Origin of the sequence: Vibrio tarriae, assembly GCF_002216685.1 — a bacterium.
Taxonomy (GTDB): domain Bacteria; phylum Pseudomonadota; class Gammaproteobacteria; order Enterobacterales; family Vibrionaceae; genus Vibrio; species Vibrio tarriae.
This window is the reverse complement of sequence record NZ_CP022353.1, coordinates 2,065,865-2,081,133: the sequence shown is the minus strand read 5'-3', so window position 1 is coordinate 2,081,133 and position 15,269 is coordinate 2,065,865. Positions and strand designations below refer to the sequence as shown.

Here is a 15,269-nt window from a genome sequence, read left to right as displayed (position 1 = left end):
GGCGCTTTCATGGAATTGCAGTGTACGAGGCTGACTTAAAACAGCAATTGCCAGCCGACTTCACTCCAATATTCTTGCTCTGTTTGTAAGTCAGCATGCAACAACTTATTGTTTTCCAGCCAATCTGGCTGCTCACACTCCAATCGCCACTCATCATCTTTGGCGGATAGGGTCAATGGTGGTAAAGGGTCGTCGTTGCGTTGCCCATTAACCACAATCGCCAGTCGTAGGACTCGTATTAAGCCAATAATGTGCTTTTTCTTAAACAGGCTAAAGTCATCCAGCTCATTCAATTTCAGCGATTTACGTTGGAAACGTGCCAAATTGGAGAGCACGAGTTGTTGTTCGCTGTTGAAACCTGCCATGTTGTTATGACGCAAAATATACGCGGAGTGACGATGAAAGCCTTGTAAATTAATGCTCAGCCCCACTTCATGTAGTAAAGCGCCCCATTCGAGCAGATCGCACAGCTCACTGCCTTCTGGTAATCCCAACTCATTGGCGACTTGCGCCAAGAATTCACGCGCGTGACCTTTGACTTTGGCTGCATGCTCTAAATCGACCAGATGTTTGGCGGCCAGATTTTCAGTCGTGCGTAAACGGATATCGGAATACTTGAAGCGATCTTCCATCTCATACAGCAGACCTTCGCGCAAAGCACCATCCGAAAAATGCATCTCTTTGATGTTTAAACCATGAAAGACCGCGGAAAGAATGGCAACGCCCGCAGCAAACACGGGTTTACGATCATCGGTTAAGCCGGGCAGTTGTAAATCATCAATGCTGTCCCATTCGCAGAGTTTTTCAATTAACTTGCTCAGGCGCTCAAAGGTGATGAGTCCATCTTCATGGCCTTGTCCAATTAACACTTCATGAATCGCTTTGATGGTACCGGAAGAACCAAACGCCATTTGCCAACCTTTCTTACGGTATTTGCTGGCGATGGATTCTAATTTTTGCTCACTGGCGACAATCGCTTGGGCAAAGTTTTTACGTGACAGCTTGCCATTGGCAAAGTAACGCTCGGTAAAGTTGACGCAGCCCATCTGCTTACTGTTGAGCAGCTCTGCTTCAAAGCCTTTGCCGATGATCATTTCCGTGCTGCCGCCGCCAATATCTACCACCAGCATAGAGTCTGCTTGGGGTTGGGTATGGGCAACTCCCAGATAAATCAAACGGGCTTCTTCAGAGCCGGGGATGATTTCAATCGGAAAAGGCAATACTTCGAGAGCGCGTTGAATAAACAGGTTGGCATTTTTGGCTTGGCGCAGAGTGTGGGTTGCGGCAATGCGTACATTACGTGGCTCAAAGCCTTGTAAGCGTTCAGCGAACATCGCCAAGCACTCTAAGCCACGTTGGATCGACTCTTCATCGAGATTTTTTTGTTCATCCAAGCCCGCAGCAAGACGAACACGCTGCTTATGGCGGCTAATCAATTGGAGATCTTGATCGACCACCTTGGCGACCACCATATGAAAACTGTTCGAGCCCAGATCGATGGCAGCGATTTCTCTTGCGTTACTGACTACTGTTGTCATTGGTTTCTTGTTGCCCTTTTGCTTTACGAGTCTGCTTCTCGACATTCTTAAGATAGTCGTAAATGGCAATCTGAGAGCGTACTTTTCTGCGATTACCACGTTCTACGTACTGATTGCTCATCTCTTTGTCGATGCGACGCGCTTTGACTGTATCAATGAACTGAATATTAAGGATGTCAATGATACGCTGTTTGAGTCGTTCGTCACGAATTGGAGCCATGACTTCAATTCGGTGATCAATATTGCGCTCCATCCAGTCTGCCGATGAGATAAAGACCTGCGGATTGCCATCATTATGCACCACTAACACGCGAGGGTGTTCGAGGAAGCGGTCAATAATACTGATGATCTCAATATTGTCACTCACGCCTTCCACTCCGGGGACTAAAGAGCACATACCGCGGATGATCATGCGGATTTTGACTCCAGCGGCACTTGCACCATACAGCTTATTGATCAATCCCTTATCAACGAGATTGTTCACTTTAAGAGTGATGGCGGCTTTTTTGCCCGCCTTGGCGTTGGCGATTTCACTATCCAGTAAACGATAAATTTGGGTACGTGAATTACGCGGCGATACGATCAGGTGGTTAAACTTGACGGGGCGGAATGGGTTTTCAATGTAACCAAATACGGCACGGACTTCAGCGGCGAGCTCTTGGTTGGCGGTGAGCAAGGCAAAGTCGGTGTAAATGCGCGCCGTACGTTCGTGGAAGTTGCCGGTACCAATGTGCGCGTAACGAACGAATTCATCCCCTTCTTTACGGGTAATAAGCAGGAGCTTGGCGTGAATCTTCATTCCCGGCACACCGAAAATAACGTGTACGCCCGCATCGGTCAGAATGCGTGACCACTCAATATTTGCCTCCTCATCAAAACGAGCTTGCAGCTCAACCACCACCACCACACGTTTGCCGTTGTGTACTGCATCGACCAGCGAGTTCATCAATTTGGAGTCTTTGGCTACACGGTAAATGTTGATTTTGATGCTGACGACTTTCGGGTCAAAAGAGGCTTGGCGCACAAGCTCAGTCATGTGCTCAAAGCTGTGATAAGGGTAGTGCAGTAAAATATCTTGTGCGCGAATCGCATCAAAAGCATTGGCATAGCCTTCAAAGTCAGCACAAGTCATCGGTGGTAAGGGTTTGTTTTCTAAATAATCTCGGCCGACATTAGGGAAAGAAATAAAGTCTTTAAAATTGTGGTAGCGACCGCCAGGGAGAAGGCTGTCGTAGTGGGAGATTTTCAGTTTGTAGCATAAGAATTTGAGCATGGCTTCAGGCATGTCGCGCTCATACACAAAGCGCACTGGAAGGGCAGTTAAGCGCTGGCTTAAGCCTTCTGACATCTGCTCGAGCAAACTGTACTCCACTTCGTGACGCAAATCGTACTCGGCATCGCGGGTCATTTTCATCGCGTAACCGTTTAGCGCATCGTACTCGTAAAAACCGCAGAAAAGCTCATCCAGACAGAGACGAATGATGTTATCGAGCAGAATAATGGTTTTGCGCCGTTTGCCTTTTTGCTCTGGCAGCATGACAAAGCGAGGTAGTTGGTCGGTTGGGATCTCGATCAGCGCGTATTTAAACTCATCACCACTGCGCATTTCGACCGCAATGTAAGCGTACTCGTCTTTTAAAAACTGCATCACGTCAATGTCATCACGCAGCATGATAGGGGTAACATGTGGCAGGACTTCTTTGTGAAAATACTTTTTCACCCACTTGAGTTGGATGTCATCGAGTTGCGTTTCGTTGACCAAGAAAATGCGCCGTCTGGCCATTTCTAAAATCAATTCGTTGTAGAGGTTGTCGAAGTCTTGGTTGAGTTTGAGGGCTTTGCTTTGCATGCGTGAGAGGAGGTGTTTAGAGGTATCACTGCCACCCCGTTCTCGATTGATTAAGATCTGCCGTTTTACATCGGCAAAACGCACTTTGTAAAACTCATCGAGGTTATTGGAGAAGATCCCCAGAAAACGAATCCGTTCAATCAATGGAACGGTTTTGTCCGCCGCTTCTTGTAGTACGCGTTCGTTAAATGAGAGCCAACTGAGTTCCTTGTCGATGTACAGCTTATCCGCACTCATACTTTTACCTTATGCCGTTTTGAGTTGACGTTATCATCACTAAAGAACTGCAAACTAAGTGATTTTTGTGACACTTTTATTGCAGTGCTTTTAGTGTCATAGAGTTGTTTTGATTTCAGTAATTTATTGTGAGCTGTAATATAATTGTCACCCAACGGAAATATTATGACACTCCCCAAAACTATAGGTAATCCTAAGCATGGTCAGACAGCCATTTTCATTGAAAGAACGTGATCGCGCGCGGTTAGTGAAAGACCGTGTGGTGCGTTTTGCAGTGACTTGCGGTGGCGTCAGTGTTTTGGGGGCTTTGGTATTGATTTTTATCTATTTAGCCATGGTTGTGGTGCCACTGTTTGGCGATGCAAAATGGCGTGGGGATGTTGCGGTTAAGACGGTTTCGACAGCAGATCCGTTACTGATGACTATCGGTGCCTACGGTGAAAACGCGTTTTTGATGTCGAATGATGGCGTTGGGCAGTTTTGGTCATTACGATCCGCCAGCGATCAACCTATCCAGACCCAATCCTTAGGCTTTACGCCTGTATTGTGGGCACAAACACCCGCTGCTCAAGGCTGGTTTGCATTGGTGGGGCAGGATAACCAAGTGGCCGTTGTGCATCCGCAGCTCTCCCATTCAATGACAGCGCAGGGGCGTGAATTCACCCGAGCTTGGAACGTTTAGCCTTGCCGGAAGCGTTCCGCTTAAGTGAGCAGCCTCTGCAACAATTCGCTTTTGCCTTAACTGCGGAAGAGCTTATTTTTGCCACGTATGATAACGCGCAGCAGATCCAGATTTTGCGTTTGGATCGCGTGACACAACAAGAGATTAGCCGTCTGAGTTTAAGTGTGCCGTTCAGCGATCTCAGCCAGTTACTGCTGACCCCAGATGGTAAGACCCTGTATTTGCGTACCCGATCTGAGCTTGTCGTCGCATTACTGGATAAGCAGGGTTATCAGATCCGCGAAATCGTCGATCTCAGTGAAGGAGATAGCCGCCATCAAGTCACGCAACTCTATTTGTTATCAGGGGCATTCTCTTTACTGGCGGTGCACGAAGATGGTCTGGTGTCACAATGGTTTGATGTGCTGCGCGATGGTCAGCGTCATTTAACCCATATCCGCAATTTTAAGCTCGCCTCAGAAGTGCAGTTTTTGTTGCCCGACACCAACACGAAAGGTTTCTACAGCTTCTATCGCAATGGCACTTTGCAAAGCCATTACACCACGAGTGAAAAGTTGGTGCTGTTTGAGCGTGCTTATCAACGAGCGCCACAGTTGGTGGCGATGTCAGAGAATCAAGCCTATTTGGCGAATTATGACCAAGGGAAAATTCGGTTAGCGCAGGTGGAAAACCGAAACCCTGAAATCTCCTTTTCTGCGTTGTGGCAAAAAGTGTGGTACGAAAGTTACCCTGAACCAGAGTTCGTTTGGCAATCCACTGCAGCAACGGACGATTTTGAAGCTAAGTTTAGTTTAGTGCCGATTGCTTTTGGCACCTTAAAAGCCGCCGCCTTTGCCATGTTGTTTGCGATGCCGATTGCGGTATTGGGCGCGATTTATACCGCCTATTTTATGACGCCTTCGATGCGCCGAGTGGTGAAACCGACCATTGAATTGATGGAAGCCCTACCCACGGTGATTATCGGCTTCCTCGCGGGTTTATGGTTTGCGCCGTTTGTGGAGAGCCATTTGCCAGCGGTATTGGCGCTGATGATTTTGTTACCGCCTTCAACCATAGTGCTCGGGTTCATTTGGTCGCGCTTACCCAAAGCTTGGCTGCGCGGTATCCCCAGTGGTTGGCATGCGCTGATTTTAATCCCAGTGTTGATTGGTATATCAGCCCTGATTTTGTCTTACAGTGGTGAGCTGGAAAACGCTCTGTTTGCGGGTGATCTGCGCGTGTATTTAGCGCAGCACGGTATCGGTTACGATCAGCGCAATGCGCTTGTTGTTGGTTTTGCGATGGGGTTTGCGGTGATCCCAACCATTTTTACCATTGCGGAAGATGCGATTTTCTCAGTGCCGAAACATCTGTCGGATGGCTCTTTGGCGCTAGGGGCGACACCATGGCAGACCTTGATTTATGTGGTGCTGCTTACGGCAAGCCCCGGGATATTTTCGGCGATCATGATGGGGCTTGGGCGTGCCGTTGGTGAGACCATGATAGTGCTGATGGCCACGGGCAATACCCCGTTGTTGGATTGGAATATTTTTGAAGGCATGCGAACCTTATCGGCGACGATTGCCGTAGAACTACCGGAATCGGAAGTGCAAAGCGCCCATTTTCGTATCCTATTTTTGGCCGCGCTGCTGCTGCTGACTTTTACGTTTGCGGTGAATTCCCTAGCGGAATGGGTACGTCAACGGCTACGAGAAAAATACCGTTCTTTATGATGGAGCAATATGTTGAATTGGTTTAAATCCGGTGCTCCGTGGATCTGGCTGACAGGAGGAGCCGTCAGCGTCAGCTTGATTGCGGTACTTGGCCTATTACTGGTGATTGGTTGGCGTGGCTTAACCTATTTCTGGCCAGCGCCCTTGCTTCAATGGCAAACCCCCGATGGAAAAACCGTGGTGGGTCAACTGTACGCTCGTGAAAGTGTGCCGGTTAGCTATTTAAAAGAGATGAATTTACCGCTACCAGAAAAAGTGGAAGCGGCAGGGTTGGCGACACGGCTCAATATCAAAGTCGCTAATCGAGATCTGTATGGCTCTGATTTTATTGCTTTACTTGAGTTTGAAACCGAATTTAAAGGCGCGCCCCAAGGTTGGGCGGTGATTGAGCGCAGCCGAGGCGGGCAACTGTTTGGTAAACCGCTTCGCTTCGATTCTACGACCGGCGAGCTGGATCTGCCGCTAGAGCGCCATCTGCGTCAAGCATTGTTAGAGGCTGAAGCCATTCGCGATCAAGTGGATACGATGGTTGAACAGCAAGTGCGGGTGATCAGTAGCCAGCTAGAAAAGTTGCGCTTGGAAAAACGCCGTAAGCAATTGAATAACCAGCTTAGTGATGAGTTTTTACAACAGTATGTGTTAAGCAAAAGCCGTTTAGAGAAAGAGCTCGCACAGGTTCAAACTGAGTTAGATGCGCTCCGTGCACCGTTAGAAAAGCAATTTCTCTATCTTGTGGATATGCAAGGAGAGACCGTCTCCGTCCCGCTGAGTGAAATTTTGGATTTCTGGTATCCTAATGATATGAATTTTGCCCAAAAACTCGCGGAATGGGGCAAGCAAGCGTGGCGTTTTTTATCGGAATCACCACGGGAGTCAAACTCGGAAGGGGGCGTGTTTCCGGCCATTTTTGGTACGGTGTTTCTGGTGATCATCATGTCGATCATCGTCATGCCTTTAGGCGTGATTGCGGCTATCTATCTGCATGAATACGCACAAGAGGGCGCGTTCACGCGGATTATTCGGGTGGCGGTGATCAACTTAGCGGGCGTGCCCTCCATCGTATATGGGGTGTTTGGCCTCGGCTTTTTTGTTTACACCATAGGCGCTTCAGTCGATAACCTATTTTATGCTGAGCGTTTGCCGACTCCGACCTTCGGGACACCTGGGTTGCTGTGGTCTGCTCTGACGCTAGCCGTGTTGACGCTGCCTGTGGTGATTGTGGCGACGGAAGAAGGGCTTTCACGCATCCCGATTTCGGTGCGTCATGGATCATTAGCACTAGGCGCTACCCAGTTTGAAACCATTTGGCGTATTGTGCTACCGATGGCAAGCCCTGCGATCATCACCGGATTGATTTTGGCGATCGCCCGCGCAGCCGGTGAAGTGGCTCCGTTGATGCTGGTTGGCGCGGTGAAATTGGCTTCCAGTTTGCCTGTGGACGGGGAATTTCCCTTCATCCATCTTGAACGCAAATTTATGCACTTGGGTTTCCACATTTACGATATCGGTTTTCAAACCAACAATATTGAAGCGGCGCGGCCACTGGTGTACGCCACTTCATTTTTATTGGTCACTGTAATTGTGGCGCTCAACTTAACGGCGATCAGCATTCGTAATAACTTACGCGAAAAATACCGAACTTTGGGGCAAGACTAGTTATGTACTCCGCCAATCCTACTTTGGGCTACTATGTACCGCCGTTGGACGTGAATAATCTCACCGATCAGCAGACGGCGATTTCGATTGAGCACTTAAGCCTGTATTACCAGCAAAGTCGTGCCTTGAGTGATATTTCCATGCGTATCCCCAAAGGTCAGGTTACGGCGTTTATCGGCCCCTCCGGCTGTGGTAAATCGACGCTTTTGCGCTGCATTAACCGGATGAACGATCTGGTGGAAGGAACGCGTGTTGAAGGTGAGGTGAAATTGCATGGCAAAAACATCTATCATCCGGATGTGGATGTGCCAACGCTGCGCCGCCGAGTCGGGATGGTATTTCAGCGCCCGAATCCCTTTCCTAAATCGATTTATGAAAACGTGGTGTATGGACTGCGTTTGCAGGGGATTAAAAATAGCCGTGCGTTAGATGATGCGGCGGAGCAATCTCTGCGTGCAGCGGCGTTGTGGGATGAAGTTAAACATCGTTTGCACGAAAATGCGTTTGGTTTATCGGGCGGGCAGCAGCAACGTTTGGTGATTGCCCGTGCGATTGCGATTGAACCTGAAGTGTTGCTGCTTGATGAGCCAACCTCAGCGCTTGATCCTATCTCGACCTTGACCATTGAAGAGCTGATCCACGATCTTAAAACCAAATATACCGTGGTTATCGTCACTCATAACATGCAGCAAGCGGCGCGCGTGAGCGATCACACCGCCTTTATCCATATGGGAAAGTTGATCGAGTACGCAGATACTGACTCTATTTTCACCTCACCATTGAAAAAGCAAACCGAAGACTACATTACGGGGCGATACGGTTAAACCCTTTTTCAGCCAGTTTAGTAAGGATATGCCATGCAGTTCGGTCGACATATTTCAGGTCAGTTCAATGTGGAATTGGAGTCCATTCGTAGCCAAGTATTGACGATGGGCGGCTTAGTCGAGCAGCAGTTGACCTTAGCCATGCAGGCCTTGCATGAAGATGATGAAAAACTGGCACGCCGTGTGATTGCCGACGATCACAAAGTCAATGCGATGGAAGTCTCGATTGATGAGGCGTGTACGCGCATTATTGCCAAACGTCAGCCGACCGCTAAAGATTTGCGCCTTATTATGGCGATCATCAAAACCATTACCGATCTTGAACGGATTGGCGATTCTGCGACTAAGATGGCTTACATCGCCCTCGAGCGTCCACCGGCCAAACAGCACCAATTCCAAGTTTCACTTGAGCCTTTGTGTCGCCAAGCGATCGCTATGTTGCATCAAGTGCTTGATGCGTTTGCGCGGATGGATGTAGAAGCCGCAGCGGAAATCTATAAACAAGATGATAGGTTGGATAAAGAGTACGAGGCGGTCGTACGTCAGTTGATGACCTACATGATGGAAGATCCGAAAAATATTCCACATATTCTGCAAGTCATCTGGTCGGCGCGTGCGATTGAGCGAGTTGGCGATCGCTGTCAAAACATCTGCGAATACATCATCTACTTTGTGAAAGGTAAGGATGTGCGCCATCTTGGCGATCAAGGCATCGACGATGTACTAAAAAAGCCGAGTTTGTAAGCGGCGCTATCCGTCAACTTGCCGCAGAGCAGCAAATTGACGGAGTTTGTAGGTAGAGGATTAGTAGCGCTGTGGAACAAAGGTTTGATCTTCGATGGGGGGGCGTACGTAACCTTGCTTATTGATTTCTGGCAGAGTGATCGGCGCATGCTCAATCTCTTGATACTCAACACTACTGAGTAGGTGGCTGATGCAGTTGAGGCGAGCGCGCTTTTTGTCATCCGAAGGCACCACCCACCACGGGCAGTGTTTGGTATCGGTGTAAGCAAACATCTCATCTTTAGCTCGTGAATAGGCGGCCCAGCGCTGACGAGATTCAAGATCCATCGGGCTGAATTTCCAGCGTTTGAGTGGCGTATTAATCCGCTCGATAAAGCGCCGCTCTTGCTCTTCATCGGATACTGAAAACCAGTATTTGAGTAAGATGATCCCAGAACGTTGCAGCATGCGTTCAAATTCAGGGCAAGAGCGCAGAAATTCTTGATACTCTTCATCGCTGCAAAAGCCCATCACTTTTTCGACTCCCGCGCGGTTGTACCAACTGCGGTCAAACAAGACAATTTCACCACCGGCCGGAAGATGGGCGACGTAGCGCTGAAAATACCATTGGGTTTTCTCTTTTTCGGTGGGTGCGGGGAGGGCTGCGATTCGGCAGACCCGCGGATTGAGTTTCTCGGTGATGGTTTTGATCACCCCACCTTTTCCCGCGGCATCGCGTCCTTCAAAAATGACCACTAGCTTGAGTTTTTCTTGTTTCACCCACTCTTGCAGTTTGACTAGCTCAATTTGCAGCAGCTCTAATTCACGTTCGTAGACTTTCTTATCCAATTTCGCCATCGCATTCTCTCCTTTGCTAGGTTAAGCATAGCAGTGAGAGCGGCGAAGTTCCGTGGAGGACGATCGTATTACGTCATTAATGTAGGACAGAATTGAGTGCCGCCAGAGCGTGTACGGTTTGCTGTAACGCATCGCGGCTGGTAACAGGGATAATAAAATCATCACAGTCCGCCACGCCCATTTTGCTCTCCGAGCGAATAAACTGCATCTCGCTCGGACGCGTGGTTTTCGCGGATAAATGCAGCTCATTGACCCCTGTAGCTAAAGCAATTTCAGCCACATTCTGCGCATTGACCCCAGCACCAGCCATGATTGAAATGCGCCCAGCACTCTGTCTGACCAGTTGCGCTAAACGTTCAATACCCAGATAAGCGTTGCGCGCCAAGCCTGAGGTCAGAATTCGTTCACAACCGAGCGCAATGATCTCTTCTAACGCGTGTTCAGGGTTTACACAGTGGTCAAATGCGCGGTGAAACGTCACACCTAGCCCAAGAGAGTGGGCAAGCTCGATTAAAGGTTTGCTGCGTTTCACATCAATCGTGCCATCGGCATTGAGTAACCCTAGTACCACACCTTGTAAGTTTGCTTGATGCGCCGTACGAATATCCTGCGCCATAATGCTGAGTTCATCGTCATGATAGAAAAAATCCCCTTCTCTTGGTCTTATCATGGCGTAAACCGGAATCGATGACACTCTGCCTGCGCTGTGCATCAACCCGGCACTAGGGGTTAATCCACCGAGCGCAAGGGATGAGCAAAGCTCAATACGGGTTGCGCCTCCCGCGATGGCGTTATGCAGGGATTCGATATTGTCGATACAGACTTCAACTTGATATTTCATCAGGTTAACTCCGATTGGATAAAGGAAATGGCAGTATCATAGCAGCAGACATCGCGCAGGATGCGCAAGAATAGGGGTAAAGTTTAAGACCCGGATTACCCATTTATCCCCTTCCTATTTGAAGCAGCAGGGGGGATATCCCATTCCTGCGGCTGTTTAGCTGCCATTACATAGCAAGTCATTTCGTTTAAGTGTGGGACAGATTAGGTGAAATGAAGAATAGAAAAAGCCCAAAGCAGTGCTTTGGGCTTTTGATGACTTTACTTCTTAACTGATTGGCGTAGCGTTTTCGCTTTATTATTTCCAACCACCCGTGTTGAGCGCGGGGTTAAGAGTCTTATTTTAGGTCAGCTGAGTATTGAGACAGGAACGCTGCAACGCCTTTTGGAGATGCTTCCATACCTGCTTTGCCTGCTTCCCATTGTGCTGGACACACTTCACCATGAGTTTGGTGGAAGTTCAGTGCGTCAACCATACGTAGCATTTCGTCGATGTTACGACCCAGTGGCAGATCGTTCACTACTTGGTGACGAACCATGCCTTCTTCGTCGATCAGGAATGAACCACGGAAAGCCACGCCAGCTTCTGGGTGCTCTACATCGTAAGCTTTACAGATTTCGTGTTTAACGTCTGCAACCAGTGGGTATTTCACTTGACCGATACCGCCGTTTTCAACAGCAGTGTTACGCCATGCGTTGTGAGAGAACTGAGAGTCGATAGAAACACCGATCACTTCTACACCTTTAGCAAGGAAGTCTTCGTAACGGTTGTCGAAGGCAATCAGTTCAGATGGGCAAACGAAAGTGAAGTCTAGTGGGTAGAAGAAAACAACCGCTTTCTTACCTTTTGTAAATTCTGCGAAGTTGAAGTTATCAACGATTTCACCGTTACCAAGAACAGCAGCTGCAGTAAAATCAGGGGCTTTGCGACCAACTAGTACCATTTTTTTGCTCCTAAGCAATTTTGTAAGTACTGAACTATGTGCGTTGAGTTCATAATTCAGTCCGTGAATAACGAAGAGAAATATAGTACAAAGTAGACAAAGTAAAAAATGAATTAATTAGATTAAGTTAATCGAAAAAAACGATAATCCTTGGTAAGGTCAAGTGCTCCTTGGGACGATGATGTTTTAGACGCGGTTTTTGATGAGAGGATGGAAGACGTATGAACAAATGGCCAAGCCTCAAGCAGTTATCTTATTTGGTGACACTCTATGAAACCCGCCATTTTAGTGAGGCGGCTGAGCGCTGCTTTGTCAGCCAATCGACCTTAAGCAAAGGCATTCAAAACCTTGAAGAGTTGGTTGGTTGTTCCTTGTATGAGAGGCAGGATAAGAAAAGCCCCTTGGTATTTACTCGAGTCGGAGAGTTGGTGGTTGAGCAGGGACGAGAATTGCTCGCCAAGGGACAAGATTTAGTGGAACTTGGCAAACTTTGCCAAGGTGGCACTATGGAAGGGCAATTGCGTTTGGGTTGCATTCCAACCATTGCGCCCTTTTTGTTGTGTGATTTAGTCCAAGAGATTAACCAGCGTTATCCCAAATTACACTTATTGCTGCGCGAAGATACTACGGCAAATTTGCTTTCCGCCTTGCGCAGTGGTGAGTTGGATGTGTTGATCCTCGCCTTGCCCGTCGATATTGGCAATATGGAGAGTTATGTGGTGGGGCAAGATCCGTTTCGTATGGTGATTAGCCGTAACCAAGTCAATCAGATCCGCGTGCCGATTCGTTACGCCGATCTGCCCGACGAGTCGGTGTTCCTACTCGAAAACGAGCACTGTTTAACTGAGCATGCGGTATCGGCTTGTAAGCTCACCGCTAAAGAGAAGATTAATCCATTTACCGCGACCAGTTTGCATACCTTAGTGCAAATGGTGGCCAATGGCTTAGGTACCACTTTTATTCCGCAAATGGCCATCGATCACGGTTTGCTGGATAACCAAAATCTGGTGGTGATCGATCCTCCTGGACAAAAAGCTTACCGAGAAATCGGCCTAGTGTGGCGTCCAAGTTCTTCCCGAATTCACACTTTTCGCCAGTTAGCTGAGATAGTGGCTGAGCTGTTATAGCGATTGGTCGTAGTGATAAGTCAGCTATGGACTAGTGAAAGCGCATTGTCAACGATGCGCTTTTTAGCATTTTATGCGGTTAGTGATTTTTTAATTGTGAAATTTCACAAGTCAAAATTGGTGGGGCTTTCATAAAATTGTAAATATTCACAATGTGAATTTTACATACCCTGACCGTAACGCTGTTTTAATTACAGACGATGGGTTTCGCTCTAAGCCAGTCATTACGACCTTTTATACCGTAAGGATAAATTTAAACACTTGTTTAAGTGCTATTTTCAATGTCAATTTTCTTGTAATTAAATTACGTAATAAATTACGAATTTTGGTGTGTGATTTGTGTGGAGGTGGCAACCGAATAAAACTTCGAATTTAACCTGGGGTTAACTTTTGCTCTTTCTTGTTGGTGCTTTGTGGTTTAAGGTTTATTGGCGTTGTTAAGACTTATGTCTAGTGCCCGGAGTCTTGCAAAAGTGCGCAATTTAAGTGACTTTAAATCACAACGGATAAGCCAACTGAATAATGAAAATTTGTAGTTTTAAAGTTACAAATGTTCTTGGTGAGTGTTTCAAGGAAGGAATTTATGTCAATCAATACTGCTGAATTAACCCAACACACCACGGAAACCCAAATCACCCAAGGCAAGCTTGCTGTGGTGGGTACCCTTTCACCCGAACATCAAGCGATTTTCCCTGTCGAAGCCCAAACTTTTTTACAGCAACTTTGTGAGCGCTTTGCGCCGCGAGTTGATGAATTACTGACCTTGCGTGAACAAAAACAAACGCTTATCGACCAAGGCCAACTACCTGATTTTCTTGCCGAAACCAAAGATATCCGTGAAGGAAGCTGGAAGATTCTCGGCATTCCAGACGATCTGCAAGATCGCCGCGTAGAGATCACGGGGCCAACCGATCGCAAAATGGTGATTAATGCACTGAACGCGAATGTGAAAGTCTTTATGGCTGACTTTGAAGATTCGATGTCGCCCGCGTGGGACAAGGTGTTGGATGGGCAGATCAACCTGCGTGATGCGATTCTGGGCAGCATAAGCTATATCAATCCAGACAATGGCAAACGTTATGAACTCAATGCCAAACCAGCAGTGCTTATCTGCCGCGTGCGCGGCCTGCATCTCAAAGAAAAACATGTCACTTACAACGGCTTGGCGATTCCCGGTTCACTGTTCGATTTTGCGCTCTATTTTTACAACAACCATCGCGCACTATTGAAAAAAGGCAGTGGCCCTTATTTCTACCTACCTAAGCTGCAAGCTTATCAAGAGGCGCAGTGGTGGAGTGACGTGTTCCATTTCACGGAAGATTATTTTGGCTTAGACACTGGCACCATCAAAGCAACGGTGTTGATTGAAACTCTGCCTGCGGTATTTCAGATGGATGAGATCCTCTTCTCACTCAAAGAGCACATTGTCGGTCTGAACTGTGGGCGCTGGGATTATATTTTCAGCTACATCAAAACCTTGAAAAAGCATCCCGACCGCGTATTGCCGGATCGCCAAGTGGTGACCATGGATAAGCCTTTCCTCAATGCGTATTCCCGTTTGTTGATTTACACCTGTCATAAACGCGGCGCGTTTGCGATGGGCGGTATGGCGGCATTTATTCCAGCCAAAGATCCTGCGGTCAATGAGCAAGTGCTACAAAAAATTCGCGGCGACAAAATGCTCGAAGCGACCAATGGTCATGATGGTACTTGGGTTGCTCACCCCGGTTTAGCGGATACCGCGATGGCGGTGTTTAACGAAGTGCTTGGTGAGCGCAAAAACCAACTCAATGTAAGCCGAATGGCCGATGCTCCGATAACTGCGGCCGATCTATTGGCACCTTGCGATGGGCCACGCTCTGAACATGGCATGCGCCACAACATTCGTGTTGCGTTGCAATACATCGAAGCATGGATTTCTGGTAACGGTTGTGTGCCGATCTACGGCTTGATGGAAGATGCGGCGACAGCGGAGATTTCACGCGCTTCGATTTGGCAATGGATCCAACACGGCAAAACGTTAGATAACGGGCAAGTGGTCACTAACGAACTGTTTCGCGACTACCTCAAACAAGAGATTGAGGTGGTGAAAAGCGAAGTGGGTGAGTCCCGTTTTGCACAAGGGCGTTTTACTGAAGCGGCCGAATTGATGGAGCGCTTAACGACCAGTCAAGAGCTACCGAATTTCTTAACCATACCGGGCTACGACTACTTGCCGTAGGCCTCTATAACACCAGTAAGGTGAAAAAACACCAGTAACGTGAAACCACTTTACGATC

The 15,269-nt window shown here is 47.9% G+C and carries 10 protein-coding genes and 1 pseudogene; 6 read left to right on the top strand and 5 right to left on the bottom strand.

Annotation, left to right across the window (positions count from 1 at the left end; translation table 11 throughout):
- Window positions 1-35 precede the first annotated feature (35 nt).
- Complete coding sequence (gene ppx / locus CEQ48_RS15240) at window positions 36-1,538, bottom strand: exopolyphosphatase (RefSeq protein ID WP_181714751.1); 1,503 nt, start codon at window positions 1,536-1,538, stop codon at window positions 36-38.
- The gene (gene ppk1 / locus CEQ48_RS15235) at window positions 1,519-3,624 is read right to left on the bottom strand and encodes a polyphosphate kinase 1 (protein WP_089071833.1); all 2,106 of its coding nucleotides are present in this window, start codon (window positions 3,622-3,624) and stop codon (window positions 1,519-1,521) included. The genes ppx and ppk1 overlap by 20 nt, the downstream gene beginning before the upstream one ends.
- Window positions 3,625-3,823: 199 nt before the next feature.
- On the opposite strand from ppk1, the pseudogene CEQ48_RS15230 reads away from it, so the two are divergent.
- The 4 genes and pseudogenes from CEQ48_RS15230 (at window position 3,824) to phoU (ending at window position 9,242) form a co-directional block, all read left to right on the top strand.
- Window positions 3,824-6,018 (top strand): annotated as a pseudogene (locus CEQ48_RS15230) (ABC transporter permease subunit).
- Between the two features lie 9 nt (window positions 6,019-6,027).
- A complete protein-coding gene (gene pstA / locus CEQ48_RS15225; RefSeq protein WP_089071832.1) occupies window positions 6,028-7,674 on the top strand; it encodes a phosphate ABC transporter permease PstA in 1,647 nt (548 codons plus the stop codon).
- Window positions 7,675-7,676: 2 nt separating this feature from the next.
- Window positions 7,677-8,498, top strand: coding sequence for a phosphate ABC transporter ATP-binding protein PstB (gene pstB / locus CEQ48_RS15220; RefSeq protein WP_000286625.1), 822 nt, complete (start codon window positions 7,677-7,679; stop codon window positions 8,496-8,498).
- 33 nt (window positions 8,499-8,531) lie between these two features.
- Window positions 8,532-9,242 carry a phosphate signaling complex protein PhoU gene (phoU, locus tag CEQ48_RS15215; protein WP_089071831.1) on the top strand — a complete coding sequence of 237 codons (711 nt, stop codon included), beginning with the start codon at window positions 8,532-8,534 and terminating at the stop codon, window positions 9,240-9,242.
- A 60-nt stretch (window positions 9,243-9,302) separates the two neighbouring features.
- Here phoU and ppk2 read toward each other — a convergent pair whose 3' ends face one another.
- From ppk2 to CEQ48_RS15200, 3 genes are all read right to left on the bottom strand, one after another.
- Entirely contained in the window at window positions 9,303-10,079 is a 777-nt protein-coding gene (gene ppk2, locus CEQ48_RS15210) for a polyphosphate kinase 2 (protein ID WP_089071830.1), read from the bottom strand.
- Between the two features lie 76 nt (window positions 10,080-10,155).
- Entirely contained in the window at window positions 10,156-10,920 is a 765-nt protein-coding gene (locus CEQ48_RS15205; RefSeq protein ID WP_089071829.1) for a copper homeostasis protein CutC, read from the bottom strand.
- Between the two features lie 337 nt (window positions 10,921-11,257).
- On the bottom strand, window positions 11,258-11,863 hold the full coding sequence (locus CEQ48_RS15200) for a peroxiredoxin C (RefSeq protein WP_000244647.1): 606 nt from the start codon (window positions 11,861-11,863) through the stop codon (window positions 11,258-11,260).
- A gap of 221 nt (window positions 11,864-12,084) precedes the next feature.
- Here CEQ48_RS15200 and CEQ48_RS15195 point away from each other — a divergent pair, with 221 nt between their 5' ends.
- Together CEQ48_RS15195 and aceB are read left to right on the top strand one after the other, a co-directional pair.
- Window positions 12,085-12,990: a hydrogen peroxide-inducible genes activator gene (locus tag CEQ48_RS15195; protein ID WP_089071828.1), complete on the top strand. Its 906-nt coding sequence runs from the start codon at window positions 12,085-12,087 to the stop codon at window positions 12,988-12,990.
- A gap of 583 nt (window positions 12,991-13,573) precedes the next feature.
- Window positions 13,574-15,211 (top strand): malate synthase A, encoded by a 1,638-nt coding sequence (aceB, locus tag CEQ48_RS15190; protein ID WP_198301171.1) that lies wholly within the window; start codon window positions 13,574-13,576, stop codon window positions 15,209-15,211.
- The last annotated feature ends 58 nt before the right edge of the window (window positions 15,212-15,269 follow it).